This window comes from Sphingopyxis sp. USTB-05, from assembly GCF_023822045.1.
In the GTDB taxonomy this organism is placed as follows: Bacteria; Pseudomonadota; Alphaproteobacteria; order Sphingomonadales; family Sphingomonadaceae; genus Sphingopyxis.
Window position 1 is genome coordinate 2,854,021 of sequence record NZ_CP084712.1, and the last position, 26,322, is coordinate 2,880,342.

Here is a 26,322-nt window from a genome sequence, read left to right on the forward strand (position 1 = left end):
GTCCGCCACTTATTGCCCGATGCCGTCGATCGTCGCGGCGGTGCCGATGCGCGCGACGACGGTCTCGCCGGCAAGCGTGCGCTGACCGAGCAGCACCTGCGGCGTCGTCCCCGCGGGCAGATAAACGTCGACGCGGCTGCCAAAACGGATCAGGCCAACGCGCTGCCCCGTCGTCAGTTCGTTGCCCATCGTCACGAACGGCATGATGCGCCGCGCGACGAGGCCCGCGATCTGGGTAAAGCCGATGCGCACGCCGTCGGCGCGTTCGACGACGAAATGCTGGCGTTCATTCTCTTCGCTCGCCTTGTCAAGGTCGGCGTTCACGAACTTGCCCGGAATATAGACGAGCTTCCGTAGCGTTCCGGCTACGGGCGTTCGGTTGATGTGGACGTCGAAGACGCTCATGAAAATCGACACGCGCAGCATCGGCGCGGCGCCGAGGCCGTCGGGCCCGGAAATTTCGGGCGGTGGCGGGACTTCGGCAATCTGGGTGACGAGCCCGTCGGCGGGCGCGATGATCACATCGCTGCCGACCGGGGTGACGCGCACCGGATCGCGGAAGAAGGCGCCGACCCAGATCGTCACGCCGAGCATCAGCCAGCCGAGGATTTCCCACCCGAGCAGCCAGAAGCAAAGCGTCACGATTCCAGCGATTAACAGGAACTTGCGCCCTTCGGGATGGACCGAGGGCCAGTGCCATTTGATACCGCCGCCGGGGCGGTTCGAGGATATGATATTCGACATGCCCAGTCTTCTAGGGTCCCACTTCTATACTGACAATGGATAAGGCACGGGCTTTGTTGCCGGCTAGGGTCAGGACCCCAGGTACGACGCAGGTCGCGACGGGGCGGTTGATCAATCGCGCCGCTTTGCCTAAGGCCCGCAGCAACTCCGACTCCCCAAGGAAAAAGGCTGAAAGCATGGGCAAGATCAAGGTAGCCAACCCGGTCGTCGAACTCGACGGCGACGAAATGACCCGGATCATCTGGCAGTGGATCCGCGAGCGACTGATCCTCCCCTATCTCGACGTCGACCTTCATTATTACGACCTCGGCATCGAGGAACGCGACCGCACCGACGACAAGATCACCGTCGAAGCCGCGAACGCGATCAAGAAATATGGCGTCGGCGTGAAGTGCGCGACGATCACCCCCGACGAAGCACGTGTCGAGGAATTCGGCCTCAAGAAGATGTGGAAGTCGCCGAACGGCACGATCCGCAACATCCTGGGCGGCGTGGTGTTCCGCGAACCGATCGTGATGAAGAATGTTCCCCGCCTCGTCCCGGGCTGGACCGACCCGATCGTCGTCGGCCGCCACGCTTTCGGCGACCAGTATAAGGCAACCGATTTCCGCGTTCCCGGCCCCGGCAAGCTCCGCCTGGTTTTCGAAGGCGAAGACGGCACGCTGATCGACGAGGAAGTGTTCCAATTCCCTTCGTCGGGCGTCGCGATGGGGATGTACAATCTCGACGATTCGATCCGCGACTTCGCGCGCGCCAGCCTGAATTATGGCCTAGCCCGCCAGTGGCCGGTGTATCTGTCGACGAAGAACACGATCCTGAAAGCCTATGATGGCCGCTTCAAGGACCTGTTCGAAGAAGTGTTCCAGGCCGAATTCAAGGCGAAGTTCGACGAACTGGGCATCGTGTACGAACACCGCCTGATCGACGACATGGTCGCATCGGCGCTCAAGTGGAGCGGCAAGTTCGTCTGGGCCTGCAAGAATTACGACGGCGACGTCCAGTCGGACACCGTCGCGCAGGGCTTCGGCTCGCTCGGCCTGATGACCAGCGTGCTGATGACCCCCGACGGCCAGACCGTGGAATCGGAAGCTGCGCACGGCACCGTCACCCGCCACTATCGCATGCACCAGCAGGGCAAGGCGACGTCGACCAACCCGATCGCGTCGATCTTTGCGTGGACCGGCGGGCTCAAGCACCGCGGTAAGCTGGACGACAATGCCGCGCTCGTGAAGTTCGCCGACGACCTCGAAAAGGTCTGCGTCGCAACCGTCGAAAGCGGCAAGATGACCAAGGACCTCGCGCTGCTGATCGGTCCCGACCAGAACTGGTTGACCACCGAAGGTTTCTTCGAGGCGATCGTGGAAAACCTCGAAGCCAAAATGGGCAGCTGATAACAACCAAAAAGGTTGGGTTAGACGTCTAGCCAATCGGGGCCGGCCTGCATAAGGTCGGCCCTTATGGTATCGGAAACAGAAACCTCTGCCATCGGCAACGCGCTGGTGGTCCTCGGCGCCGCGGGCATCGTGATCCCGGCCTTCGCGCGCTTTCGATTGCCGCCCGTCATCGGTTTCATTCTGGTCGGGTTGCTCGTCGGGCCGTCGGGGCTCGGCGCGCTCGCCGCCGATTATCCCTGGCTCAAGCACATCACGATCGCTTCGACCGAAGATATCGCGCTGTTCGGCGAGTTCGGGATCATCCTGCTTCTCTTCTCGATCGGGCTCGAACTATCGTTCCGGCGCCTCTGGCAATTGCGCAAGCTTGTGTTCGGGATTGGCGCGGCAGAGCTGTTGCTGGCGGGCGGGATCCTTGGCACCGCGTTGCTCTTCGCCGGCAATCTTTCGGTCGCCGCCGCTTATGGGCTCGGCATCGCGCTGGCATTGTCATCGACGGCGCTGGTGTTACCGATAGCGGGCACCAAATCCGCCGTCGGCCGCGCGTCCTTTTCGATGCTGCTGTTCGAGGATCTGGCGCTCGTCCCGATCATCTTTGTCCTCGCCGCCCTGTCGCCGGCCGCGTCGGGCGACAGCGCCGAGCTTTTGCTGACCACGCTCTGGCAAGGGGCGCTCGTCGTGGCAGCGCTCGCGATCGGCGGCTGGTTCCTGCTGCCGAAAATCTTCGCACAAGCTGCGCGCGCCAAGGATCCCGAGTTGTTCCTTGCGGCCAGCCTGCTCGTCGTCATCGTCGCCGCACTGGCGACCGCCGCGGTCGGCCTGTCCCCGATCGTCGGCGCGCTGCTCGCGGGCCTGATGATCGCCGAGACCGAATATCATGGCGAAGTCGAGGCGATCACCGCGCCGTTCAAGGGGCTCGCGCTCGGGGTGTTCCTGATCAGCGTGGGCATGGGGCTCAACCTCAAGACGATCGCCGAGCAATGGTCCGCGCTGGCGATTGCGGTCGTCGGCGTCGTCCTCGTCAAGGCGTTCGTGACCGCCGCGTTGCTGCGTTTTTCGGGCGCCGCGCGGCGCGGGACCGCCGCCGAGGTCGGGCTGCTCATGGCCAGCCCGTCGGAAACAACCCTGATCGTGCTGACGACGGCATTGCAGGCACAGCTCATCAGCCGCAGTACTGCCGAATTCTGGCAGCTCGTCACCGCGATCGGGCTGACGATCACACCGTTGCTCGCGCGCATCGGCCATGACATCGCGCGGCGGATCGAAATGCGCACCGGCGACGCGCAGGCCGAGGAAACGCCCGAAGGCCGCACCGTCATCGTCGGTTTCGGCCGCGTCGGCCATACCGTCGCCGAGTTGCTGCGCGAACATGGCCGGCCCTATGTGGCGGTCGATGCGGATATCGATACTGTCGCAGCCGCGCGGCGCGACGGCTTCAGCGTCCGCTTCGCCGACGTTGCGCGGCCGGGTAGCCTCGACAAGCTGGACATCGAACATGCGCAGGCGATCGTGCTGACGATGGACGATCCGGTCCAGCAGCTACGTATGACGCGCCAGCTTCGCCAGAAATACCCCGACCTGCCCATCATCAGCCGCGCGCGCGACGCGGACCATGCCGGCGCGCTCTATCAGGCGGGGGCGAGCGATGCCGTGCCCGAAACGCTCGAAAGCTCGCTGCAACTTGCCGAAGCGGTGCTGATCGACCTCGGCGTCGCGATGGGGCCGGTGATCGCGTCGATCCATGACGTCCGCGCCAAGATGCGCCACGACATCATGGCGAAAGGCAAGCTGGAGCAGGAGCCGCGTATCCGACGGACACGGCGGCCGCCTGCAGGCGGCGAAACCGCCTAGCGCCCGCCCGCCGCCGGTGCCGCGCCGAGCGCTGCCGCATCGGCCAGCGTCATCCCCTTCGGCAGGATCGCCAGCGACCATTGGCGCGCAGGGTTCAGATATTGCTGGGCCAGCCGCTGCACGTCGGCTGCGGAAACCGCCGAAATATCGTCCTGCATCGACAGCGCGGCCGCAGTAACACGCGGGTCGCGCGTCGCGCCTTCGAGCAGGAACATCCAATAGACATTGCCCGTCGATGCGCGCGCCACCTGTTCGCGGATCGGCCCGGCATTGCGCGAAAGTTCGTCGGCGGTGACCGGTTTGGCCACGAGATCGGCAGCGATATCCTTTGCGATGCCATAGAAGCGATCGAGGTCCTTCGGCGCGAGCAGGCTGCCGACGAGCAGATAGCCCCCGGTATCGAAGCCCGTCGGCCAATGGCTGTCGACCACGGGGCCGTAGCTTGCCCCCTGTTCGGCGCGGAGGCGGTCGAAGAGGCGGTCGTTGAAAATCGCCGCCAGCACTTCGAGCCCGCGCGCATCGCGCGGATTGGCAAGGCCGCCGCTGGTCGGCCATGCTGTCATCGCCGCTGCCTGCCCCTGTTCGCCGCGATGATAGGCAACCTCGGGAACGGCGACATGTTTGGCGAAGTCGACGCGCTGCCCAGCAGGCGGCGCCAGCGTCTGACGCGGCGCCAGCGCGCCGAGCGTTTCAGCGAGGATCTTCTTGTAATCGACGGTTTCGAGGTCGCCGAAAATCTGTATCTCGATCGGTCCGCTGGCGAGCCGCGGTTCCCAAAAGGCGCGGAAGGCCGCTGGGGTCAGCGCCTCGATCTGCGCTTTGTCGGGCGCCGCCCAGCGCGCATCATTGTTCGTCAGCCAGCCCCGCAAATTTCGGTCGAGCACCGCGTTGGGCGTCGCGTCGTTGAGGTCATAGCCGGTGAGGAAGCCGATGCGCAGCCGTTCGATCGGCTGCGGATCCCAACGTGGCTGCGCCAGCTTACCGGCGATCAGCCGCATCTGGTCGGCAAGGTCGGCGGGATTGCTTTCAGCCGACAGTTCGAACGCATCGTCGTCGATCGCAAAGTTCATCTGGATCTGTCGGCCATTGGTCAACTGGTCGATCTCGTTCTGACCCCAGGGGCCGATCCCGCTTGCGACCAGCGCATAATCGCCGGTCCAGAGGAGGTTGGGTGCGTCGGCAGCGACGCTGCGGTTGCCGGTACCAAAGCGCACATTGACGCGAACCTTGCCCGGTTCGACCTTGTTATTCGACACCAAAGCCGTCACGCCATTGGCGAATTCGAGCCGTTCGGCGCGCAGACCGAGAAGGCTGCTGGTCGACGAGATCGCGCCCGCAGGACCGAATGAGGGAAGCTGCTTAAAATCGGCCTTCACGGTCGCCAACCGGTCGTCGCGCGCGGTGACGGGCGCCTTCAGCGCCGCAAGGACAGCGGCATCGCCGCCCGCCGCGGTTGGCGTGGTCAGTACGACGCGGGTGACCGGCGCGGCAAAAATCGCCTTGCTGATATCGAGCATCACCTTCGGCGTTGCCGAGGCGCGGATCGCCTTGAACATGTCGACCTGTCCCTGCGGGCTGGTCACCGTTTCGTTGATATCGACCGCGCGCACCATGTCGTCGGCAAGCCGCGCGCCGGGCTCGTTGCGCGCATTCTCCAGCTCCTTGACCAGAAACGCCTGAATCTCGTTTGCTTCGCGGTCGATATCGGCCTGCGAGGGCGGATTCTTCACGGCGTCGGCGATGACCCCACGCACATCGGCAAGCGCGGCCTTCCAGTCGCTGAGCGGGACGATCGAGGCCATCGTTACATCGGCGCTGCGGCTGACATATTGCTGCTCGACCGTCGCGACCAGATAACTGCCGCCGCTGCGCGCCCGGTTTTCAAGCCGCCGGTTGACGAGCGCCTGCGCGATAAATTCGAGATAGAGCCGCCGCGTATTTTCGACCGTATCGACGCGTTTTTTCCAGGGGCGCACCATCGCCAGCGTGAGCGCGAGCGGCTGGTTGGCCTCGACGATCTCGCGGGCTGCGGGCTCCTTTGGATCGGGTTTGCCGAAATCGGGGGCGGCGGGGTTCGGACCGTCGGCTTTCCAATCGCCGTAATATTTCGCGACTAATCCCGCGAGGACCGCCGGATCGGCATCCCCGACGATGACCACGACCGCCCGGTCGGGGCGATACCAGCGATTGTGGAAGGCGGCGACCGAGGTCGCGCTCGCCTTGCCCAGCGAAGCCGTCGTGCCGATGGGCGAGCGGTCGCCGAGCAATTGCCCCGCGAACAGATGCGCGTTGGTGGCGTCGGCGATCCGTTTTTGCGGCCCATCCGATTCGCGTAGTTCGGACATTACGACGCCGCGCTCGGCAGCGACGGCGAGTTCGGAGATGCGCGGCTCACGCACCATGCCCGATAGCAATTTCATGCTTTCGTCGAGATTGGCCGGCGTTACGCTAGGCAAGTCAAGCTGATACACCGTCTGCGTCGGCGTCGTCTGAGCGTTCGAATCGCTACCGAAGGTGACGCCGAACCGCTGCCAGATACGCTTGGCTTCACCGTCGGGAATATGCTCCGATCCGCGGAAGGTCAGATGCTCGAGCAGATGCGCATAGCCGCGTTCGTCCTCGGTTTCGAACATCGAGCCGACGTCCATGCGGACACGGATCGAGACCTGCCCGGGCGGGACTCCATTGTTGCGCACCGCATAGCGTACGCCGTTGGGAAGCATGCCGAACTGCCAGGCAGTATCGCGCGGTATGTCGCTGCCGACATAGAGCCAGTCGCTGTTCTTCGCCTGATTTTGCGCGGCCGTCGTCGAAGCGCTACCCTGCGCGCCCGCAGCGAGCGGCGTCAGAAGCAGTGCGGCGGCACCGGCGAGAAGGAGAGAACGGGCGAAACGAAGCGGCTGGCGCGCGGGAGAATAAGACATTGGCCCATCTTATCGCCTTCGAACCTTGCTGGCCACTGAACTGTCACCTGGCTTGTCCTGAGACTGCGACACGCCTAGCCAGACAGGATGAACGAACAAGCTGCCCCGCTCGCCGCGCTGATCCAGATGACAAGCGGCATCGACCCCGACGACAATCTCGCGGTGATCGATCGCGCAATGGGCGAAGCCGCGGCGCGGGGCGCGGCGATGGCCTTTCTGCCCGAAATGTCGCTGCTGCTCGACCGCGACCGTGCGCGGTCAGGCGTGCATATAGCGCGCGAGGCCGACAGCCCCTGGCCCGCCGCCTTGCAGGCAATGGCGCAAAGGCACGCGATATGGCTGCATACGGGATCGATTCCCCTGCTCGCCGACATGGACGAACGACGCGTCAACCGCAGCCATGTCATCGCCGCCGACGGCAGCATCCGCGCGCGCTACGACAAAATTCACATGTTCGATGTCACGCTGCCTTCGGGCGAGAACTGGCAAGAATCGGCAGCCTATGAAGGCGGCAGCACCGTCGTCGTCGTTGAAACCCCGCTCGGACAGTTGGGACTCAGCGTCTGTTACGACCTGCGGTTCCCCGAACTTTATCGCGCGCTTGTCGACCGTGGCGCCACCATTATCGTGATCCCCGCCGCCTTTACCGTATCGACCGGCGAGGCACATTGGCATGTACTTATGCGTGCAAGAGCGATCGAAACCGCCTGCCACGTGCTGGCGGCGGCCCAGAACGGCTCGCATGCCGACGGGCGGGAGACTTTTGGTCACAGCATCGCTGTCGACCCATGGGGTGCCGTCCTCGCCGACGCGGGGACCGGAATCAGCGACAAGGGCTATACGCTGACCTTGGCGCCAGTGGACCCAAATGCCGGCATCAGGGCCCGGCAGGCCATACCGCTTGCGCGGTCACGGGCAAATCGGAACATCAGCCTCTGATCGCCATGCCGTGATCGGCATAACCCGATTGGCGGGGCCTGATTGGCGGGGCCTGATTGGTATCGCCAACGACCCGACGACTTCGGCAAAAATCCGACCCGAACGAACATCCGACCCGAACGAACATCCGACCCGAACGAACATCCGACCCGAACGAACAAAGGGCCCCGAGCGAAGCTCGGAGCCCTTTGCGAAACTCTGGCTAGCCAGATCAGCCGATATTACGGGCTGGTCGGCGAATCGTCGTCGTTGTCCGACGCGATGATGATGCCACCAACGACGGCAACGAGAGCGAGGACTGCGATGATCCAGCTCGTGCTGCCTTCGAGTTCGCTCTGACCGTCAACGGCCGAAGCTGCGCGTGCTGCGGGAGCAGCCGACGCGGCAACCGGTGCCGCAATCATCGAGGTAGCTGCGAGAGAGATCGCGGCTTTCTTAAGCAGGTTCATCTTATTCTCCGTCCACTGGATTACTCTTGTCGAATCACACCGGAGAGAGTTCCCCGATCTGCTTCTGCAGGGCCCTCTTAGGCACCGCACTCTGCAATTGCAACGACGTTTTGCCCTACCCCAGCAAATGTTAGTAAATAATAAATATGGAAAAAGTTGTTGCGAACTACCCGATTTACCCGCGCCGCACGCGGTCGAAGGATTCGCTCGTGACGGGATAGCCAAGATGGTCCGGAATGCAGAGGAGGGTGCGCCCGTCGCGTTCCTCGATCCATGGCGTGATAAGTTCCACCGGAAACTGGCAGGAATGCGCCGAAAATCCGGAAAAATCCCTAGCCAGAGCGAGCCGTTCAAGATTGCGGCGGGTCGGGAAGATCACTGACACGTCGCCGCGATCGGCCATCGCCAGCGTATCCTTCGCGCTCGCCCAGAAGATATGACTATGCTCGGCCTCTTCGACCGTCAGTTCATGATTGTGTTGCGGCGCTGCAACAGCGAAGAAGCGAGTGTCGAAGGTCCGCGCCTCTTTGAAATTGGGGCACCACCGCGCAAAAGGCACAAAGGATTCCAATGCGATTCGGTCACCCCGAGCCGCCAATATGTCCGAAAGCAGCGTTCCGGCGAGCAGCGCCTGCCTCACCTCCGCCACATCCTCCTCGGCCAGCCCCGGCCAACCGACCGCAAGCCCCGTTTCCTCCAGCGTCTCGCGCAGCGCCGCGACCCGCGCTGCACCGTCGGCCTCGTCGAGGCCCAGCCCATAGAGACGCGCTACCCGATAATCGTCGGGGTCGACGCGGCCGCCGGGGAACACGACCGCTCCGGCCGCAAAGGCCATCGTGGTCGACCGCTTTACCATCAATATCTCGTCGGGACCCCCGCCTTCAGCCGGCCGCATGATGACCAGCGTCGCCGCCGGAATGGCGCCATCGGGCAAGGTTTCAGGCAGCGGGTTCGGGGGCGTATCGATCATGCAGCAAGCGATAACCGCGCCGAACCCCCTTGTCATCCCGGCATTGCGGGCACGCGCCGACGGGTGCAAGATGACGCACGACCAGCGGATCCGGGACGGGGAGCAGGACATTGGGCATCGTCGAGATTTTGGGCGTCGCGGGGAGTCTGAGCCTCCTTGCCGGCTGGCGGCTCTACCTCACCATATTGGCGACCGGGATCGCGATGCATTTCGGCTGGCTGCCGCTACCCGAGCATCTCGCCGCCTTACAGGTGCTCGCCAATCCGTGGGTCCTCGGCGTCGCCGCGATCGGCACCATCGCCGAATTCCTCGCCGACAAGATCGCGTGGGTCGATTCCGTCTGGGATACGATCCACAGCATCATCCGCCCACTTGGCGGTGCGCTTCTCGCGCTGGCGCTCGTCGATTCATCGGATCCCGCATGGCAAGTCGTTGCCTTCCTGCTCGGCGGCGGCGGTGCCTTGTTGAGCCACGGGGCAAAGGCGACGACGCGCGCTGTCGTAAACGTGAGCCCCGAACCGTTCAGCAACGCCGCGGTTTCGACCGGCGAAGATGTCGCAACGGGCGGCCTGCTGGCGCTCGCGATTGCCTATCCGCCGCTAGCCATCGTTATCGCCATCCTGCTCGCGGTGGCCGCTGTCATCGTCATCATCGCGCTGCGCCGACTGCTGCGTAACATCAAGGCAACGCTCAAGCGCGCATTGGGCGACGATCCGTCGATTACTTTCGATGCTTAACAATTTGGCAACATTCACTTTATAGTTTTCCGGGAAAGGGGGCTGTCGACCTGAAAGGGATGTTCTGTGCCCTTGAAAATTACCTCGAATCCCGTTCTTTTGTCGTCGGTCGCGTTCCTCGCGCTCGGACAAGCCGCCCCCGCCCGTGCCCAGTGCGTGTTCACACCTACCGCAGGCAACGACAGCCATATCTGTAGCAGCGGGACGTCGCCCGGCGGGCTGACCGATACCGGCGGAAACAACCAACTCACTCTCCCGGCCGCGGGGACCGGTACGGTCGCCGGCAATATCGTCTTTGGCGGCGGGGCCGATGCGATCGAGATAGCCTCGGGCCGCATCGAAGGCGCAGTCGATCAGGGCAATGGAGACGACCGTTTCCGGATCAGCGGCGGGACGGTCACCGGACAGGTCCAGCAAGGCGAAGGCATCGACGATTTCGTCATGACGGGCGGCGAGATCAACACGCTCAACCAGGGCGGGTCGATGGACACATTCCTGATGACCGGCGGGCGCATCGTCGACGCGTTCGACGATGGGGATACGGCGCGAATGACAGGAGGCCGAATCGGGCGCGTCAACATGAAGCTCGCCGACAATCTGTTCGACATGTCCGGCGGGATTATCGACCGCAATCTGGTCGCGGGTTTCGGGAATGACACGATCATCCTGTCGGGCGGAACGATCGGCGGTAATATCAGCGTGTCGGGCGGGACGGACAACGTGACGATCACCGGCGGATCGGTCGGCGGCGACGTGCTGTTGAGCGTCGGCGCCGACCGCTTCGTCTGGGATGGCGGCGGCGTGGTCCACGGGACGATCGACCTCGGCGGCGACAATGATAGCGCACTGCTCGCCGACCTGACAGCCGGGCATCTAGGCCGGTCGCCGCGGATCACCGGCGGCGAAGGCAGCGACACGCTCGTCTTCGACAATGTCACTACGGGCGGGATCGCACGTTTCGACGGTTGGGAAGTCATCCGCGCGACCGACGACAGCGAACTGACCTTCGACGGGTTTCTGACTCTCGGCGATGCAGGGACGGGCACGGGCCGTTTAGAGATCGACGCATCGAGCACGATTTTCGGCGGCGGCCTTCGCGGCGGCGTTGCTCCCTTCACCGCGGGCCAACACGCGACCCTCGTCAACGCGGGGCGGATCGACCTAACGAACGGCGGCAATGCGCCGGGAGACAGCTTCACCGTCCGCGGCGATTATGTCGGCGATCATGGACTGCTGCTCATCGACACCGCGCTCGGAAGCGATAGCTCGGTCTCCGACAAGCTGGTGATCGACGGCGGCAATGCGTCCGGAACCACTGGCGTCACGGTGCTTAACGTGGGCGGCAGTGGCGCCGCGACGATGCAGAACGGCATTCTGGTCGTTGAGGCGATCAACGGTGCGACGACCGCGAGCGGCGCCTTTGCACTCAATCGCCGCGTTGCGGTCGGCGCTTATGAATATTTCCTGTTCCGCGGCGGCACCACCGCCGGAACGGGTCAGAATTGGTATCTACGATCGACCTTACCGCCCCCGCCGGCGCCAGCAGCACCGCCGCCGCCCGAACCTGCGCCCGCGCCTCCGGTGCTGACCCCGCCGCCGCCCGTCCCGGCCCCCGAGCCAGCGCCGCCCGAACCGCCGGCACCGCCACCGCCCCCGGTACCCGACCCTCCCCCGCCGCCGCCCGAAGCGACGCCGGGCAACCCCGATCCGGTCGATCCCGCGCCGCCGGTGATCGGCACCGACCCACCGCCGGCACCCACGCCCGAACCACCCCATGCGCCCGAGCCAGCGGCGCCGGCGCCGCCCCCTGAGCCGCCGACCGAACCGGCCCCGCTTCCCCCGCCCACCCCCGATCCGGCGGCCGAACCACCGACGCCGGGGGCGACGCCTGCCGTTGCCGAGGCCGGCGATGTCATACCGCTGTTCCGGCCCGAGGTTGCCGCCTTTGTTGCGGCCGTTCCCGTCGCGCATCATCTGGTGTCGGCAACACTCGGCACCTTCCATGAACGCCGCGGCGAGCAGGCGTTGCTGCGCGGCGGCGGGGTGCTACCCGCGACATGGGGCCGCGTCTTTGCCGAGAACAGCAAGCTAAAATGGGCTGGTGACGTCGCGCCTTCGCTCGACGGCGACCTCTCAGGCTTCCAGATCGGGCAGGATTTTGCAGGCTGGGGCGAGGATGGCGGAACGAACATCCGCCTCGGCGCTTTCGTCGGCCGCTCATCAACCGACGGCACCGTCCGTGGCGATGCGCTTGGCTGGAACGACCTCACCGTCGGCCAGATCGACGTCAAAGCCACCAGCCTGGCCGGCTACGCGACACTGGTCGGCGAAAGCGGCTGGTATCTCGATTTGGTGGCGATGCACAGTTGGTTCGATGGCAAAGCAGCCGCCAGTTCCGGCATGGCCATCGACGTCGATGGCCGCGGCTGGACCGCATCGCTCGAAGCCGGATATCCGATCGCTCTCTCGGCCCACTGGACGATCGAGCCGCAGGCGCAGATTCTGTGGCAGCAGATCAAGCTGGACGATCGCGCCGACGAATTTTCCGCGATCGATTTCGCGACGGGCGACGTGCTGACCGGGCGCGCCGGTTTACGGCTGCAGGGAGAATATGGGGGCTTGCAGCCGTATCTGCACGCCAGCCTGTGGCACGGCTTTTCGGGCGACCAGTCGACGCGCTTCGGCACCGATCCGATCCGCACCGACCTTGGGCGGACAGAGGCCGAGGTTGGGGCCGGCCTGATCGCGCAACTTGGCCAGCGCATCGCGGTGCATGTGAAGGGCGATTACGCCTTCGATGCCGACGGCCCGCGAAGCCGGCGCTATGGCGGCACGGTCGGTGTGACGATCCGCTGGTAGCGATCAGGCGGGAAGCAGCGTCTTCAGCGGCGTTTCGGTATCGGCAAGCTGCTCGGCCGTCGCACGAAGACCCGCCGTGACGATCATGCGGCCCTGCACATAGTCCTTCGTCGCGTTGACGCAGTCGAGCGCGATGACCTTCCCGGCCTTGAGGTAGACGACCGAGAAGCTGCGCGTCGCCGGATCGCCGCGCAGCACCGCCTGATCGTGCCCGGTCGACAGGCCGGCGGTCTGGAGCTTCAGGTCATACTGGTTCGACCAGAACCAGGGGATCGCATGATAGGGCGCCTCGTCACCGACGATGCCCTTGGCGACGACATTCGCCTGGTCATTGGCATTCTGCACCGATTCTAACCGGATTTCAGCGCCCTCAGCAAATTCGTTCACATGCGATGCGCAGTCGCCGATCGCATAGACGTCGGGCAGGCTCGTCTTGCACAGGCGGTCGACGCGCACGCCGTTAGCGCAATCGGCGCCCGCCGCGATCAGCGGCTCGACCGCAGGCACGATGCCGATGCCGACGATGACGAGATCGGCGGGAATGACCTCGCCGTCCGAGAGACGGACGCCCGTCACATGATCGTCGCCCTCGATCGCATCGACGCAGACGCCTAGATGCAGCTCGACGCCATGATCGCGGTGCTCCTTCTCGTAAAAGCGCGACAGCTCTTCACCCGCGACACGCGCGAGCACGCGGTTCTGCGCCTCGAGAAGCACGACCTTCTTGCCCGCCTTGTTGAGCACCGCGGCAGCCTCGAGCCCGATATAGCCGCCACCGATCACGACGATCTGTCCGGCGGTTTCGGATGCGGCTTTCATCGCGTCGGCGTCGGCGCGCGTACGCACGCCCTGGACGCCGGGAAGGTCACCGCCGGGGATCGGCAGCATGCGCGGATGCCCACCCGTGGCCCAGACGAGCTTGCCATAGCCGATCGTCTCGCCGCCGTCGGTCGTGACGGTGTGCGCCGCCGGATCGACGCCCGCGACGCGCTTGCCAAGCAGCATCGTCACCTGGCGTTCGTCCCAATATTTGGCGGGACGCAGTTGGATGCGTTCGAATTCCTTTTCGCCGGCGAAATATTCTTTCGACAGGGGTGGACGTTCATATGGGAGTTCGGGCTCCTCGCCGATGATCGCGATGCTGCCCTCAAACTTTTGCGTGCGCAGCATCACCGCCACCTGCGCGCCGCCATGGCCCGCGCCCACAATCACCACGTCGAACTGCATCGCCTTCGTCTCCTGCCGCCGCCCGTGGGGCGCCACTTGCACGCGGGTGCGCGCGAGGCAAGCGGGTGCTTGATTGCGATCGCGAAAGAAAAGCTGCGGATCAGGACAGGCCAGCGAGCCATTCGGCGATCATTGCGCGGCCTGCATCGACCGCGCCAGGGCCGAACCGGCTATGCTGATCGCGCATTCCCTCGACGCTCGCACCCGTTTCGACGATCGCGTCGGGCCATTGCCGCAGCCATTCCTCGAAACGCGGATCGAACCCCATTTCCCCGTGAAATTGCAGCGCCAGAATATTGTTGCCGCGGCGAAATGCCTGATGCGGATAAGCGGCGGTCGACGCCAGCAGTTCGACATCGGCGGGCAGATCAAAAGTGTCGCCGTGCCAGTGGAGGACGGGCACCTCGGCCAAATGGCGCAAAGGTGAAGACAGGTCGACGAAGCTGAGCGAGTGGAAGCCGACCTCCTTCGCCGGTCCCGGATAGACATTTGCGCCCATCGCCGCCGCGATCATTTGCGCGCCGAAACATACGCCAAGCGTCGGCCGGCCGGCATCGATCCGCCGGGCGAGGCGGCGGAGCTGGCATGCGATCCACGGATGCGTATCGCCCTCATACACACCCATCGGGCCGCCCATCATGATGAGCAGATCGGGCTCGGTCAGATCGACCGCGCCAAAGCCGGCATCACTCACGTCGATCCGGTCGAGCGCATATCCCGCGGCCTCGATCGGCGCGCGATATCCCGCAATTCCCTCGTGGGGAACATGGCGGATGATAAGGCCATTTTTTCGTATCGGCTGAACGGTCATTTCGGACGATGAATCGAGTGGTTGCTGCGCTGTTTCGAACGGCAGCAGTCTAGCCAAACAATCAGTCCGATGTCACTCTACCAAAGCAGTAGAGATACTGTTGCGGCCCGTAGCTGAGCTTGGCTCCGTTCGCTACGGGCCGCCATCAGGCGGCCGCCACCAACTCCGCCCCAAGATCGTCAAGTTCGGACCCGATCACCGCGACCACCTGGCCAAGCTTCGCGGCAATGATCGACGCCTGCAACGGCGCGAGCCCCACAACCGTGACCTCGATCCGCATATGCGTCGGCAAAACCTGCATCGTCATCGCGCAGGGTGTGATCGACCGCTGCGCGAAATAATTGGCGACGCGCGGAAGCGATTGCGGGTCGAGGATCGCATCGACGTGGAAGCGATGCATCAGGCCGCCTCGCGCTGCGCGCCCGCGATCACCTCTTCGGCCATCTCGTCGGCGACCAGCGCGGGCGAGCGGCCTTCGCGCGCCGCGCGTTCGAGCAGCGCACCAACGCGCGGTGCGATCTGTGCGACGCGCAGTTCCACGTCCCGTTCATCCTCGCCAAGATATTCGGCCGACACATTGATGATCCCGCCCGCGTTGACGACATAGTCGGGCGCATAGACGATCCCGCGATCAAGCAGCAGCGCCGCGACATCGGGCGTCGCAAGCTGGTTGTTCGCGGCGCCGCAAACGAGCTTTGCCTTGAGCTTGCCGGCCGTCTCGCGATCGAGCGCGCCGCCGAGCGCGCAGGGCGCGAAGATGTCGGCATCGACCGCGGCGATGTCCGCCACATCGACCACCTCGGCACCATGGACTGCCTGCAACCGGTCGCGGCGCGCCGGATTTACGTCGGCGATAATCAGCCGAGCGCCTGCATCGGCGAGGCGGCGGCAGAGGTCGGCACCGACATTGCCGGTGCCCTGCACTGCAACGGTCAGTCCCGCGAGATCGCGGCCCAGTGCGAACTCGGCGGCCACCTGCATCGATTCGAACACTCCTCTCGCAGTCCACGGCGACGGATCGCCGCCCGCACGCCCGGCGACCGCGGGCAGTCCCGCGACATGGCGCGAGACCGACGCGACTTCCTGCATATCCTCGACCGAAGTGCCGACATCCTCGGCGGTGACATATGTGCCGCCCATATTTTCGACCGCGCGGCCGAAGGCGCGGAACAAGGCGACGCGATCGAACTCGCCTTCGGGACGCCGCAGGACTGCCTTCGCTCCGCCGAGCGGCAACCCGGCGAGAGCATTTTTGTAACTCATGCCCTCGGCGAGCCGTACGGCATCGCCCAGCGCCTGTTTCATGTCGGGGTAGGACCACAGGCGGCAGCCCCCTGCCCCCGGACCCAATGCGGTCGAGTGAATCGCAATGAACCCGTCGAGCCCCGCTTCGAGATCATAGAGGCGCACGCATTCGAGCGGCGGCGCCAAACGGGCAAGACGGACAACCATGTAAAAACCCTCCTTTGATTGAAGGCGAGTTGTCGCATTTTCGCCTTGGACAATCTTGCTCGATTATCGGCCGCCGACGCTCATTTTTGCATATCGTGATCCAAAAATTGACGATATGAGGTCAAAATGACCGATCTTGATCCATTTGAGATAAAGATTCTCCGCGAATTGCAGCGCGACGCGAATCAAACGACGGCCGAGATCGCCGAACGCGTCGGCCTGTCGGTCTCGCCATGCTGGCGCCGCATCGACCGGCTTGAGCGCGAGGGCTTCATCAGGAAGCGTGTCGCGATCATCGACCGGCGCAAGGTCGGCCTCAACGCGCATGTTTTCGCGCAGGTGAAGCTCAACGCGCATGGCCGCGCCAACCTCGACGAGTTCAGCGCGGCGCTCCGTGGGTTCCCCGAGGTGCTCGACGCCTATGTGCTGATGGGGACGACCGATTTCATGCTGCGCATCGTCGCAAGGGACATCGACGCCTATGAACGGTTTTTCTTCGATCAGTTGAGCAAATTGCCGGGGGTGCAGGAAATCAACTCGACGGTGGCGCTATCCGAAATCAAGGCGACGACCGAACTGCCGCTGGGTCAGGATTAGGCTTTGGCCCGCCCCCGCAGCGTCGGTGTCGAAAAGGAACGCCGAATCCTGCGCAAGGATGCTTGTGTTCGTCCCAAGGCGCTGCTAGTGGCGCCCCTCGTTGCCGCTTTAGCTCAGTTGGTAGAGCACATCATTCGTAATGATGGGGTCACAGGTTCGAGTCCTGTAAGCGGCACCACCACCTTCAGCAGGGAAATCCGAGACATGCGGCCAAAGCGGCTTTCGCGTGGAAGGTTCTTTGGGTCCTGTTTGGGTGGTTTTGGGCGGGAAATTGCCGCATCCCACGTTATGCGGATTTCAAAAGCTCGAATTTGTCCAAGCGGTTTTTGACTTCTCCGAATTGAGCCTATCTCTCGGCGGTCGGATCGTGCAAAATAACTCGCCACGAGGTCGACCAAAAGGGCCCTTCCTTAGCTCGTGGATCGGCAGGTGTTTCAAGTATGGCTAGAAATGATGTCAATGAGGGCCTCGGATTCATAAGGTTTGTCTTGGTTTGGTCAAGCCTGAGCCCGGTATTCCTGTTGTGGGCCATAAGGGGAGTTGAGGCTATCCCGGATCGCTTCTGGATTCCCGCTTGCTTGACGCTCTTTGTGCTTCCAACTGCGATCATCTATCTGTATTTTCGGCGTGCCAAGAGGTCTGATAACGTCAAGACGATCGATATCGACGAATCTCACGATCAACGAGAGCATTTGCTAACGTACCTTTTTGCAATGCTTATCCCTCTTTTTGACGTAAATCTTGGGGGCATTCGCGACATCCTGGCCGTAGCGTTTGCCTTACGGCAAGGGACGCTGCAGGACTGGCCGATTTCCATCTCCATGATCTTCGGCATTCGGCGGCATCTTTCATGATCAACGCGGGGATTGATCTTTACGCGGTCGGACGAATTCTCGGCCATGCCGATCATCAGTCGACGATGCGCTATAGCCATTTGGCCAACGAGACGTTGATGGCGGCCGTCGAAGCGGGAGCGGCCAAGATGTTAGGGGCGCAGGTTCAGCTTCCCCAAATCTAACCGAACTACCACCTTGCCGGGTCTGAGCTTCATCGCTTGGACCCGGCCGAGCTTGCTCGGTCATTGGAGGAGTGGACCACTCGAACGCATCGACAGCCAGCCTTGTGAACCAACCCTCAAAATCGTGGACAGAAACGTCAACATGTTCCTAGATGGAAGGACTAGCAAGGGGGTGGGCGTGAGATACTTTAGAACCTTCATTCCAAATGTGGCGTCCTATGCTTCTATCATTGGCTTATACTTGGCGGCATTCCCGTGGGACAAAGACCGGCCGGATTGGCATTGGGTTCTGTTGGCTTTGGTCGCAATTCTAGGCATTTATACGTCGTGGATAGAGTTCATAACAGCGAAACGGGAATCGCATGTGACGTTCCGCCAACCTCAGGCAGTCAGTCGCTATATGAGCGACTGAGTCTCACGACCCGGTCGGACGGTGATTTTCAGCCGAGATTTGAGCTGGGGGACAGAATTCAACTCCAAGCCTGCCTTATTGAAAAAGGCTAAATCGAAAGAGCTAACAATCTATCTTGAGAAAATAACGGAATTTTCGTCTGAACTTGAGAAAGAAGGGGCAGAAATATTATTGTATGACGGTGTTTGCCCTGAACCTATGTCTCGCTTCACTATCGTGGGTTATGGCAAGGAAGGTGCCCGCATAGCCGTGGCGGCTCCTAAGGGAGGACAGCACACTATCTACGAATTCGACTTCGGCGAGCATCCGATATTTTCAATCGCACAGGATTTGCTGCGCACCATTTCGAAGGCCAAGGCAGATGCGTAAACGCGAGTCCAAGCCCCTATTTGAACTAGTCGAAGAATGGGACGCAATAGCACCCGTTCGTATCGAACAAATAATTTCTGGAAGAGATATTACATTTCCCAATATTCTTCTGCCGGGAGTTCTTTCTCTTTTGAAAGATGAGAATCATAATAGCGTCTTGGATGCAGGATGCGGCGTAGGAGTTTTAACTACTCACTTATCTGGAATTTTTAAAAAGGTTGTTGGAGTTGATCCAAGTCCAGAAAGCATTAGAATAGCAAATGAAAATTTCAGATATGATGCAAATTTCCTTGTCAGTACGATGGAGGATTTCTCAAAATTTTCCAAGTTTAATTTTAACGTAATTACCGCAAATATGGTTCTTATGGACGTTCTCAATTTAGATTCATTTTTGGAGGGCGTAGCTAGGCGACTGAGAAAGGGAGGAGCGTTCATATTTACGATGACCCACCCCTGTTTTTGGCCGGAATACTATGGCTACCGGAATGAGAGCTGGTTTCGATACAATGATGACGCCATCGTTGAGAGCCCGTTCCGAATTTCTTATCAGCAAGACTGCCGCCTCGTGAGCACTCACGTCCATAGGCCTCTCGAAAGGTACATCGACGCCTTCAGCCGGCATGGCCTACTGTTAGAAGAGATGCGCGAGCCGTTTCCTGACGCGGCCCTTGAGGCTTCGTATCCATCACGATGGGAATTTCCGCGCTACATTATAGGGCGTTGTAGGCTACCGCGCCGGTTTGCCTGACGCCTGCATCGCGGCGCAAGTACCCCTGCTGTTTTAACCTTTGTTCACCGCCGTGTGTCATGCCCACGCCGTGACTACAGCCACCGAACACCTCGCCAAACTGGCCGTGCTCATCGATGCCGAGAATGCTTCCTCAAAGATAGCGAGCGGCTTGTTCAAAGAGATCGCCACGATCGGTGAGGCGAGCGTCCGCCGCATCTATGGGGACTTTTCGGGCACGCGTCTGAAGGGGTGGTCTGATGTACTCGCAGATCACGCAATAATGCCACATCAGAATTTTGCTAATATCGCCGGGAAGAATGCATCTGACATCGCTCTGGTAATTGACGCCATGGACCTGCTGCATTCCGGCCGGTTCGACGGCTTTTGCCTCGTTTCGTCAGACAGCGACTTCACCCGGCTTGCCGCCCGCATTCGCGAACAAGGCGTCGCCGTGTACGGCTTCGGCGAACAGAAGACGCCCCAGAGCTTCCGCCATGCCTGCAAGCGTTTTATCTATACGGAAAACCTTACAATCGCCGATGGCGAGAATGCGGAAGTTACCACTGACCCGGTAGCTGCTCCGGTCGTTAAGCTCTCACCGAAGAAAGCCGTGCCCATAATCACAGCCGCGCTGAACCAACTGGACGACCTAGATGGTTGGTACCCGCTCGGCGCGGTGGGAAAGCAGCTTCTCGCAGAAATGCCTGACTTTGACCCACGCAGCTACGGTTGCCCAAAGCTCAGCCAGCTTGTGGAAAAGGCGGGAGGCTTCGAACTCCGACGCGATAGTCTGCTGGTCTATATTCGCCCAAAGTGATTTCCGACATTCGATGCTCCGGGCTAGGTGCCGCTATTTCGATATCCTTCAAACGGGTAGTGGTCGGGTGGTATTGCCGAACGTGATCGAACGAAAATACTTTCGATAGGAAAACGCGAAATCCGGAACTCCCTTGAGTTTAGGAAGCGATTGGGTGGGGGCCAAGTTGGGGGCCTTTTCCGGCCGAAAGCTTAGGACTTCCTCACTTTTTCTTGCACTGTGAAAGGTCTTCGTAATGATGGGGTCAGGTGTTCGAGTCACCTAAGCGGCACCATTTTTCTCCAAAATCGCTATAGCTAACGGCGGGGTTCGGACGCGCGCTTTCGGCTCGACCGGAACGTGGTCGCAGCGCGCCAGAGGCGTATCGGCCGGTCCGGACAGCCTTGGCTACCCGGACCGGTTCGCGGTCAGAAGGATGCGGTCAGGCTCGCCACGACTGCGGCATCCGCGATCGATCCGCTTCCATCGCCGCCCGTGCTGAAATTGGGCTGGAGCCGGGCCGCTTCTGCGTTGCCGATGTCGGTGTCGACATAGGAAATATTCAGCGTCAGGTTGCGCCAGGTCGCATCCATACCCAGCGACCAGTCCCAATAACGCCCCGTCGGCGCAACGCTTGTGCCATTGGGGCCCAGTCCCGGATTGCCGTCCGAATAGCCGATATGCGCCTTCGCCGTCAGCGGCGTGCCGCCGATCGCCAGTGCGCCGTCGCCCCATAGATAGAGGTTGTCCTCGCTCTGCCCGCGGCTGTTCGGCGCGGCCGATATGTTGGCGAGCGCATATTGTTTGGGCGCATAAGCGACCCCTGCGGTCAGCGTTGCCGGGCCGGTCGTGCCGGTCAGCTTGACATAGGGTTCGGCGAAATCCGATTCATCGGCGCCGCCCGGATACATGTACCAGATAAGGCCGAGGTCGAGCGTCGCATTGTCCGCGACGGGAAGCTTGTAGCCGCCGATGAGGTCGAGCTCCATATTGGCGCCGCCGAAGGTCCCCCAGCCCGCAAGGTTCGACCCCCACACCCCGGCATAGAGGCCGCTTTCGTGGCTCAGCGTCAGCCCGCCCTGTACGGCCATCCCCTTGTCGGATTGCGACACGCCGCGAAAACGATAATCCGACGCAATCGTCGCCGAGCCCGAAATAGTGACGGCCGGCTTTTGTTCTTCCTGTGCGAAAGCGGCGACAGGCATCAGCGCTGCCGCGAGAACGGCTGCGGATATATAGCTTTTCATATTGTCCTCATGGGTTCGCCCGGCCGGAATGGCGAAGGGCTCGTGAGGCCGTCCGACTAGAGCAGGCGCGCGTTGGAAATCGAGAGGAGCGAAGCGCCGATCGCATAGTGTTTTCACTATGCGGAGCGGGTTTACCGACGGCTGTTTTCGGTATGTGCCGATGCTTCGAAACCGCGTGCCGGCAAACGCCGCCAACGCTCGGACACCTCAACGCTTTCCCAAAGCCCGGGACCGACGAAGAGTAGCGCGCTTCCCGCGCTGCCGCAAAGGAACACGATCGCCGCGAGCAGCAGCATCAGCGACGACATGTGCTCGCGGCCCGGCATCGCGAGCGCGATGTGATGGAGCCGTACCGCACCCGACCAGCCGACGGCGATCAACGCGATCCCGCTCGTCCGCAGGCCGATGTTGGCGGCAGGGCTTTGATGCCATTGTTTCATAGAGACCTCCGAAGGAGGCCATTCACCTACGCATGACCGCGTAGGAATTCGAGAGCGGGAAACGGCCTGGCGCATTGAGATTGCATATGACCGGGCGAAAAACGCTGCGTTTGAACCGGCATCGCAGGTCGGATCAGATCTTGCTCGCCACGTCTGCCAGGAAAGCAAAGAGCGCGATGATGGCGCACATATAGATGGTCAGGAACAGCGGGCCTTGCGCGCCCAGCCAGTCGACGATGCGATGCTGCGCGCGCGAGGATCGGGTGGCGCGGGGTTCGATTTCATGTCCGGTCATGCACCTCATCTAGTGGCATGCACCGTTTGAATTCGAGAGCGACCGGCGGCATTCTCCATAGCATTTGCATATGATCGGGCCGCCCGGGCTGCTCAGTTCACCCGCTCATTGTCCTCCGCCCCGACGCGCAGCCGATAGCCGATGCCGAGTTCGTTGCAGATGATCTGCGGTTGCTGCGGATCGGTTTCGAGCTTCTGGCGCAGCGTGCGGATGAGGACGCGCAGATATTCGACATGATGTTCATGCTCATGCGGCCACACTTCATTCATGATCTGGTTGTGCGTGATCACGCGACCCGGGAAGCGCGCGAGTTGCGCGAGCACGGCATATTCCTTGGGCGTCAGATGCACTTCCCTGCCGCCCTTGGTGACCGTGCGCGCGATCAGGTCCATCGTCACGTCGCCGACCGTGAGGGCGAGATTGCCGCCGTCGCGCGTCAGCCGATTGCGCAGCGCGACGCGCACGCGCGCGAGCAGTTCGTCGGTGTCGAAGGGCTTGGTCAGATAATCGTCGGCGCCGAGGTCGAGCGCCGTGACCTTTTCCTCGGTCGCGTCGCGCGCGGACACGACGATCAGCGTCGTCCCCGATTGCTGCTTGAACAGCGGCACCAGTTCGAGCCCGTCGCGGTCGGGGAGCCCCAAATCTAGCAACGTTATGTCGGGGCGTTCCTCGCGCAGCCGCTCGGTCGCCTCGCGCGCATTCTCCGCCTCTACGATCGCATAGTCGGCGCGTTCCAGGGCCGCGCGGATCAGGCGGCGGATATGGAGTTCGTCATCGACGATGAGAACCTTGTGACGCACTTTCATGGGATGTCCTTGTCGGTGAGATGGGTAATGATCAGCGCTTCGGGGATACGGATGGTGAAACAGGCGCCGTGTGGCTCCTTGTTGTTGCTCGCTTCGACCGACAGCCCCATCGCCTCGGCAAACCCCTTGACGATTGCAAGACCGAGCCCGGTGCCATGCTTCACCCGGTCGCTTCCCTCCAGACGCGTGAAGGTTTCGAACACGCGCTTTTCGTTGCCCGGGGCGATGCCGGGCCCCTGATCGATCACCGACAGCAGGATCGCGTCGGCGGTGCGGCTTGCGCGGATCGTGATCGGCGTATCGGGATCGGCATAGCGCCCCGCATTGTCGAGCAGATTGATAAGACAATGGTGAAGAAGCACAGGATCGACGCGCACGAAGGGAATGTTGGAGGCGATGTCGATCCTGACCTCATGCCCCGCCAGCGATGCGCGCGTGTCATGCGCCGCGCTCGCCGCGGCATCGAACAATTCGGTGGCCTCGGCCTTCATCGGCAGCGCCCCAGCCTCTACGCGCACCATGTCGAGCAGATTCGAGACGAAACGGTTGAGCCGAAGCGCCTCGGTCTCGACCGTCTCGGCAAGCTCGGCCGAGGGATGGCGCCGCATCTCCTGCGCTGCCGACAGGATCGTCGTCAGCGGGGTGCGCAGGTCGTGGCTGACCGACGAGAGCAGGGCTGAGCGCAGCCGGTCGCGCTCGTCGACCTGCCGCGCACGCAGCGACGCTTCTTCGAGTTCCATCCGGTCGAGCGCGATCGACGCCTGATCGAGCAAGCTCATCAGGAGCGGCACCTGGTCCGAACGCACCGGCTCGCGCGCATCGTCGCGCGTCAGTCCGAGCACGCCGAGCACCCCGCGCGTCGTGCGCAGCGGATGGAACAACCAGTCCGAAGCGGTCAGCGTCGATGAACCGCGTCCGGCCGGCTGCTCATTGTCCATCGCCCACTGGGCGGCGGCGCGCTCGATCTGTTCGAGCTTGTCCTCTGGCGGGACGGCCGCGCGCAGCATCGGTCCGTCAGCCGATGGGAGCAGCAGCACCGTGCGGACGTCGAGCAGTCGGCCGACCTCGGCGCAGATCGCCTGCATCAGCGTATCCTGATCGGGCGCCGCGGTGAGCTGCCGCGAGAAGCTGGCCAGCGCGGCATTCTGGCGCGCGCTCGACTGAGCCAGGTCGGCCTGCGCACGCACGCGCGCGGCAAATTGGCTGGTCACCACCGCGACGCCGAGCAGCACGAGGATGCTCACGACATTTTCGGGATTGTTGACCGTCAGCGTTCCCGTGGGCGGCAGGAAAAAGAAATTATAGGCGAGGCTCGATGCGAGTCCCGCGAACAGTCCCGCGCGCAGGCCGAACGTTGCCGCGGCGAACATGACGGGCACTAGATAGAGCAGCGAGATATTGCCGAGATCGATGACCTCGATGAGCAGGCGCCCGAGCGCGGTCATCACCGCGACCATCGCCAGCGACCAGATATAATCGGTGGGTTTGCCCCAGCGTCCGGCAACGACAATCGTGCCCCGCTGAACGGTCTTGGCATCGGGCTCGCCGGGCAGGACATGAACCGCGACATCGTCGATCGTCCGCACCAGTTGATCGACGACCGAACCGTGGCGCATCTCGAACCACCAGGGCCGCGCCGATTTGCCGATCACGATCTGCGTCGCCCGTGCGTCGCCGGCAAACGCCCTCAGCCCCTCCACCACACTGGCGGCGGGGACGGTCGCGGTCGACGCGCCGAGGCGTGATGCTAGCGCGAGCGTGTCGGCGAGCTGGCGGCGGTCGTCGTCCGACATCTGCCGGCTGCGCCGCGTCTCGATATAGACGGCGGTCCACGGGGCCTTCAGCGCGTCGGCCAGACGCTTGCCCGCGCGGACAAGTTCGGCCGACACCGGCAGCTCGCTGACCGCGACCACAATCCGCTCGCCGACCGCGAAACTGCCCGCAAGAGCATGACTGCGCACATGGTCGAGCATTTGCGCGTCGACCGCCTGCGCCGCGCGCCGCAGCGCCAGTTCGCGCAGCGCCGTAAGGTTCGACTTCGAAAAGAAATGGGTTAGCGCCCGCGTCGCTTCCTGCGGGATATAGACCTTGCCGTCGCGCAGTCGTTCGATCAGCTCGTCGGGGGGGATGTCGACGACCTCGATCTCGGCATTTTCGAGGATCGAGTCCGGCACCGTCTCGCGCACGCGCACGCGGGTGAAGGACGCCACGACGTCGTTGAGGCTCTCGACATGCTGGATATTGATCGTCGAATAGACGTCGATTCCGGCATCCAGCAATTCCTCGACATCCTGATAGCGTTTGGGATGACGGCTGCCGGGTGCATTGGTGTGCGCAAGCTCGTCGACGAGTACCAACTGCGGCCGCCGTTCGAGGATCGCGTCGATATCCATTTCGCCAAGGCTATGGCCCTGGTGGTCGACATCGCGGCGCGGGATGATCTCGTGACCATGGACCAACGCCTCGGTCTCGCGCCGGCCGTGCGTCTCGACCACTCCGATCACGACATCGACCCCGGCCTCGCGCCGTTGCCGTCCGTCGGTGAGCATTTCCCACGTCTTGCCGACGCCCGGCGCGGCGCCGAGAAACACCTTTAAACGGCCACGGCCTTCCTGCGCCGCCTGGCGCAGGAAGGCCTCGGGTGATGGTCGATCCTTGTCTGTCACGCGGCCGGTTTAACCCCAAAAGCATCGAGCCGTCGATTGAGCTTGAACACATTGACGCGCGGCTCGCCAAGGAAGCCGAGAAGCGGCGTTTCCACGCTCTGATCGACGAGCCCCCGAACCGCCGCCGGAGCGAGCCCGCGAGCCTTCGCGACGCGATCGACCTGATAGAAGGCAGCCTCTGGCGTGATATCGGGGTCCAACCCCGATCCCGATGTGGTCACCATGTCGGTGGGGACCGCCTTGCCAGGTTCCCCCGCCTTCATCTTCGCGACATCGCCTTTCACCCGGTCGGCAAGCACCTGCGAGGTCGGCCCGAGGTTCGATCCTGACGAGGCGAGCCCATCATAACCGTCGCCCGCCGCCGACGGGCGTGTGTTGAAATAGCGTTCGGAGGCGAAGGCCTGACCGACGACGGTCGAACCGACGACCTTGCCATTGTCGCGGACGAGGCTGCCGTTCGCCTGGTTCGGGAACAGCGCTTGCCCGATGCCGGTAAGCGCGAGCGGGTAAGCAAGCCCCAGAAGCAGCGCGAAGAGCAGCGTCATGACAAGCGCTGGGCGCAGCGAGGTGATGAGATCCTTGTTCATATATA

The 26,322-nt window shown here is 62.7% G+C and carries 25 protein-coding genes and 1 tRNA gene; 12 read left to right on the forward strand and 14 right to left on the reverse strand.

The annotated features are described in order from the left end of the window. Nucleotides 1-9 precede the first annotated feature (9 nt). Nucleotides 10-744 carry a phosphatidylserine decarboxylase gene (locus tag KEC45_RS13205; protein ID WP_062178447.1) on the reverse strand — a complete coding sequence of 245 codons (735 nt, stop codon included), beginning with the start codon at nt 742-744 and terminating at the stop codon, nt 10-12. Nucleotides 745-920: 176 nt separating this feature from the next. On the opposite strand from KEC45_RS13205, the gene KEC45_RS13210 reads away from it, so the two are divergent. Both KEC45_RS13210 and KEC45_RS13215 read left to right on the forward strand, forming a co-directional pair. Then, on the forward strand, nt 921-2,135 hold the full coding sequence (locus KEC45_RS13210) for an NADP-dependent isocitrate dehydrogenase (RefSeq protein ID WP_062178444.1): 1,215 nt from the start codon (nt 921-923) through the stop codon (nt 2,133-2,135). 66 nt (nt 2,136-2,201) lie between these two features. Then, nucleotides 2,202-3,986: a cation:proton antiporter gene (locus KEC45_RS13215; RefSeq protein WP_062178440.1), complete on the forward strand. Its 1,785-nt coding sequence runs from the start codon at nt 2,202-2,204 to the stop codon at nt 3,984-3,986. Here KEC45_RS13215 and KEC45_RS13220 read toward each other — a convergent pair. Then, nucleotides 3,983-6,910, reverse strand: coding sequence for a pitrilysin family protein (locus KEC45_RS13220; RefSeq protein WP_083435689.1), 2,928 nt, complete (start codon nt 6,908-6,910; stop codon nt 3,983-3,985). The genes KEC45_RS13215 and KEC45_RS13220 overlap by 4 nt on opposite strands. A gap of 87 nt (nt 6,911-6,997) precedes the next feature. Between KEC45_RS13220 and KEC45_RS13225 the strand changes: the two genes are divergently transcribed. After that, entirely contained in the window at nt 6,998-7,849 is an 852-nt protein-coding gene (locus KEC45_RS13225) for a carbon-nitrogen hydrolase family protein (protein WP_062178438.1), read from the forward strand. A 221-nt stretch (nt 7,850-8,070) separates the two neighbouring features. Here KEC45_RS13225 and KEC45_RS13230 read toward each other — a convergent pair whose 3' ends face one another. Next, nucleotides 8,071-8,298, reverse strand: coding sequence for a hypothetical protein (locus KEC45_RS13230; protein ID WP_192646607.1), 228 nt, complete (start codon nt 8,296-8,298; stop codon nt 8,071-8,073). Between the two features lie 175 nt (nt 8,299-8,473). Further along, on the reverse strand, nt 8,474-9,268 hold the full coding sequence (locus KEC45_RS13235) for an NUDIX domain-containing protein (protein WP_062178431.1): 795 nt from the start codon (nt 9,266-9,268) through the stop codon (nt 8,474-8,476). Between the two features lie 110 nt (nt 9,269-9,378). On the opposite strand from KEC45_RS13235, the gene KEC45_RS13240 reads away from it, so the two are divergent. After that, a complete protein-coding gene (locus tag KEC45_RS13240; RefSeq protein ID WP_062178428.1) occupies nt 9,379-10,005 on the forward strand; it encodes a DUF4126 domain-containing protein in 627 nt (208 codons plus the stop codon). A 72-nt stretch (nt 10,006-10,077) separates the two neighbouring features. Beyond that, entirely contained in the window at nt 10,078-12,864 is a 2,787-nt protein-coding gene (locus KEC45_RS13245; RefSeq protein WP_202966783.1) for an autotransporter outer membrane beta-barrel domain-containing protein, read from the forward strand. 3 nt (nt 12,865-12,867) lie between these two features. Here the strand turns inward: KEC45_RS13245 and KEC45_RS13250 are convergent, their stop codons facing one another. From KEC45_RS13250 to KEC45_RS13265, 4 genes are all read right to left on the reverse strand, one after another. After that, nucleotides 12,868-14,091: an NAD(P)/FAD-dependent oxidoreductase gene (locus KEC45_RS13250; protein ID WP_062178422.1), complete on the reverse strand. Its 1,224-nt coding sequence runs from the start codon at nt 14,089-14,091 to the stop codon at nt 12,868-12,870. Between the two features lie 100 nt (nt 14,092-14,191). Beyond that, on the reverse strand, nt 14,192-14,902 hold the full coding sequence (locus KEC45_RS13255; protein WP_252172038.1) for a glutamine amidotransferase: 711 nt from the start codon (nt 14,900-14,902) through the stop codon (nt 14,192-14,194). Nucleotides 14,903-15,047: 145 nt separating this feature from the next. Continuing rightward, the gene (locus KEC45_RS13260; protein WP_062178419.1) at nt 15,048-15,302 is read right to left on the reverse strand and encodes a hypothetical protein; all 255 of its coding nucleotides are present in this window, start codon (nt 15,300-15,302) and stop codon (nt 15,048-15,050) included. Continuing rightward, a complete protein-coding gene (locus tag KEC45_RS13265; protein WP_062178416.1) occupies nt 15,302-16,354 on the reverse strand; it encodes a Glu/Leu/Phe/Val dehydrogenase dimerization domain-containing protein in 1,053 nt (350 codons plus the stop codon). Before KEC45_RS13265 ends, KEC45_RS13260 begins: the two co-directional genes overlap by 1 nt. 126 nt (nt 16,355-16,480) lie before the next feature. Here KEC45_RS13265 and KEC45_RS13270 point away from each other — a divergent pair, with 126 nt between their 5' ends. The 7 genes from KEC45_RS13270 to KEC45_RS13300 all read left to right on the forward strand — a co-directional run bounded on the left by KEC45_RS13270 (nt 16,481) and on the right by KEC45_RS13300 (nt 20,297). Beyond that, entirely contained in the window at nt 16,481-16,951 is a 471-nt protein-coding gene (locus KEC45_RS13270) for an Lrp/AsnC family transcriptional regulator (protein WP_062178413.1), read from the forward strand. A 102-nt stretch (nt 16,952-17,053) separates the two neighbouring features. After that, nucleotides 17,054-17,129: transfer RNA gene (locus tag KEC45_RS13275), tRNA-Thr, on the forward strand. Between the two features lie 262 nt (nt 17,130-17,391). Further along, complete coding sequence (locus KEC45_RS13280; protein ID WP_252171097.1) at nt 17,392-17,805, forward strand: hypothetical protein; 414 nt, start codon at nt 17,392-17,394, stop codon at nt 17,803-17,805. Further along, nucleotides 17,754-17,969 carry a tyrosine-type recombinase/integrase gene (locus KEC45_RS13285; RefSeq protein WP_252172039.1) on the forward strand — a complete coding sequence of 72 codons (216 nt, stop codon included), beginning with the start codon at nt 17,754-17,756 and terminating at the stop codon, nt 17,967-17,969. Before KEC45_RS13280 ends, KEC45_RS13285 begins: the two co-directional genes overlap by 52 nt. A gap of 433 nt (nt 17,970-18,402) precedes the next feature. Next, nucleotides 18,403-18,750, forward strand: a complete 348-nt coding sequence (locus KEC45_RS13290; RefSeq protein ID WP_252171099.1) for a hypothetical protein — start codon at nt 18,403-18,405, stop codon at nt 18,748-18,750. Beyond that, on the forward strand, nt 18,743-19,498 hold the full coding sequence (locus tag KEC45_RS13295) for a class I SAM-dependent methyltransferase (RefSeq protein WP_252171101.1): 756 nt from the start codon (nt 18,743-18,745) through the stop codon (nt 19,496-19,498). Before KEC45_RS13290 ends, KEC45_RS13295 begins: the two co-directional genes overlap by 8 nt. Nucleotides 19,499-19,568: 70 nt before the next feature. Further along, on the forward strand, nt 19,569-20,297 hold the full coding sequence (locus tag KEC45_RS13300; RefSeq protein WP_252171102.1) for an NYN domain-containing protein: 729 nt from the start codon (nt 19,569-19,571) through the stop codon (nt 20,295-20,297). A gap of 407 nt (nt 20,298-20,704) precedes the next feature. Here KEC45_RS13300 and KEC45_RS13305 read toward each other — a convergent pair whose 3' ends face one another. From KEC45_RS13305 to kdpC, 6 genes are all read right to left on the reverse strand, one after another. Then, nucleotides 20,705-21,523: a TorF family putative porin gene (locus KEC45_RS13305; protein WP_252171103.1), complete on the reverse strand. Its 819-nt coding sequence runs from the start codon at nt 21,521-21,523 to the stop codon at nt 20,705-20,707. 131 nt (nt 21,524-21,654) lie between these two features. Further along, nucleotides 21,655-21,963 carry a hypothetical protein gene (locus KEC45_RS13310; protein WP_062178365.1) on the reverse strand — a complete coding sequence of 103 codons (309 nt, stop codon included), beginning with the start codon at nt 21,961-21,963 and terminating at the stop codon, nt 21,655-21,657. A 133-nt stretch (nt 21,964-22,096) separates the two neighbouring features. Next, nucleotides 22,097-22,258: a hypothetical protein gene (locus tag KEC45_RS13315; protein ID WP_193749111.1), complete on the reverse strand. Its 162-nt coding sequence runs from the start codon at nt 22,256-22,258 to the stop codon at nt 22,097-22,099. A gap of 92 nt (nt 22,259-22,350) precedes the next feature. Further along, the gene (locus tag KEC45_RS13320) at nt 22,351-23,064 is read right to left on the reverse strand and encodes a response regulator (RefSeq protein WP_062178362.1); all 714 of its coding nucleotides are present in this window, start codon (nt 23,062-23,064) and stop codon (nt 22,351-22,353) included. Next, the gene (locus tag KEC45_RS13325) at nt 23,061-25,730 is read right to left on the reverse strand and encodes a sensor histidine kinase KdpD (protein ID WP_062178359.1); all 2,670 of its coding nucleotides are present in this window, start codon (nt 25,728-25,730) and stop codon (nt 23,061-23,063) included. The genes KEC45_RS13320 and KEC45_RS13325 overlap by 4 nt, the downstream gene beginning before the upstream one ends. Next, a complete protein-coding gene (gene kdpC / locus KEC45_RS13330; RefSeq protein ID WP_062178356.1) occupies nt 25,727-26,317 on the reverse strand; it encodes a potassium-transporting ATPase subunit KdpC in 591 nt (196 codons plus the stop codon). Before kdpC ends, KEC45_RS13325 begins: the two co-directional genes overlap by 4 nt. Between the last annotated feature and the right edge of the window lie 5 nt (nt 26,318-26,322).

What these genes read in the sequence shown, in the direction of transcription:
- KEC45_RS13320 (WP_062178362.1), bottom strand. Translation starts at nt 23,064, where the DNA reads ATGAAAGTGCGTCACAAGGTTCTCATCGTCGATGACGAACTCCATATC.
- KEC45_RS13210 (WP_062178444.1), top strand. Translation starts at nt 921, where the DNA reads ATGGGCAAGATCAAGGTAGCCAACCCGGTCGTCGAACTCGACGGCGAC.
- KEC45_RS13250 (WP_062178422.1), bottom strand. Translation starts at nt 14,091, where the DNA reads ATGCAGTTCGACGTGGTGATTGTGGGCGCGGGCCATGGCGGCGCGCAG.
- KEC45_RS13270 (WP_062178413.1), top strand. Translation starts at nt 16,481, where the DNA reads ATGACCGATCTTGATCCATTTGAGATAAAGATTCTCCGCGAATTGCAG.
- KEC45_RS13260 (WP_062178419.1), bottom strand. Translation starts at nt 15,302, where the DNA reads ATGCATCGCTTCCACGTCGATGCGATCCTCGACCCGCAATCGCTTCCG.
- KEC45_RS13225 (WP_062178438.1), top strand. Translation starts at nt 6,998, where the DNA reads ATGAACGAACAAGCTGCCCCGCTCGCCGCGCTGATCCAGATGACAAGC.
- KEC45_RS13280 (WP_252171097.1), top strand. Translation starts at nt 17,392, where the DNA reads ATGGCTAGAAATGATGTCAATGAGGGCCTCGGATTCATAAGGTTTGTC.
- KEC45_RS13235 (WP_062178431.1), bottom strand. Translation starts at nt 9,268, where the DNA reads ATGATCGATACGCCCCCGAACCCGCTGCCTGAAACCTTGCCCGATGGC.
- kdpC (WP_062178356.1), bottom strand. Translation starts at nt 26,317, where the DNA reads ATGAACAAGGATCTCATCACCTCGCTGCGCCCAGCGCTTGTCATGACG.
- KEC45_RS13230 (WP_192646607.1), bottom strand. Translation starts at nt 8,298, where the DNA reads ATGAACCTGCTTAAGAAAGCCGCGATCTCTCTCGCAGCTACCTCGATG.
- KEC45_RS13205 (WP_062178447.1), bottom strand. Translation starts at nt 744, where the DNA reads ATGTCGAATATCATATCCTCGAACCGCCCCGGCGGCGGTATCAAATGG.
- KEC45_RS13295 (WP_252171101.1), top strand. Translation starts at nt 18,743, where the DNA reads ATGCGTAAACGCGAGTCCAAGCCCCTATTTGAACTAGTCGAAGAATGG.
- KEC45_RS13220 (WP_083435689.1), bottom strand. Translation starts at nt 6,910, where the DNA reads ATGTCTTATTCTCCCGCGCGCCAGCCGCTTCGTTTCGCCCGTTCTCTC.
- KEC45_RS13215 (WP_062178440.1), top strand. Translation starts at nt 2,202, where the DNA reads ATGGTATCGGAAACAGAAACCTCTGCCATCGGCAACGCGCTGGTGGTC.
- KEC45_RS13265 (WP_062178416.1), bottom strand. Translation starts at nt 16,354, where the DNA reads ATGGTTGTCCGTCTTGCCCGTTTGGCGCCGCCGCTCGAATGCGTGCGC.
- KEC45_RS13310 (WP_062178365.1), bottom strand. Translation starts at nt 21,963, where the DNA reads ATGAAACAATGGCATCAAAGCCCTGCCGCCAACATCGGCCTGCGGACG.
- KEC45_RS13305 (WP_252171103.1), bottom strand. Translation starts at nt 21,523, where the DNA reads ATGAAAAGCTATATATCCGCAGCCGTTCTCGCGGCAGCGCTGATGCCT.
- KEC45_RS13315 (WP_193749111.1), bottom strand. Translation starts at nt 22,258, where the DNA reads ATGACCGGACATGAAATCGAACCCCGCGCCACCCGATCCTCGCGCGCG.
- KEC45_RS13255 (WP_252172038.1), bottom strand. Translation starts at nt 14,902, where the DNA reads ATGACCGTTCAGCCGATACGAAAAAATGGCCTTATCATCCGCCATGTT.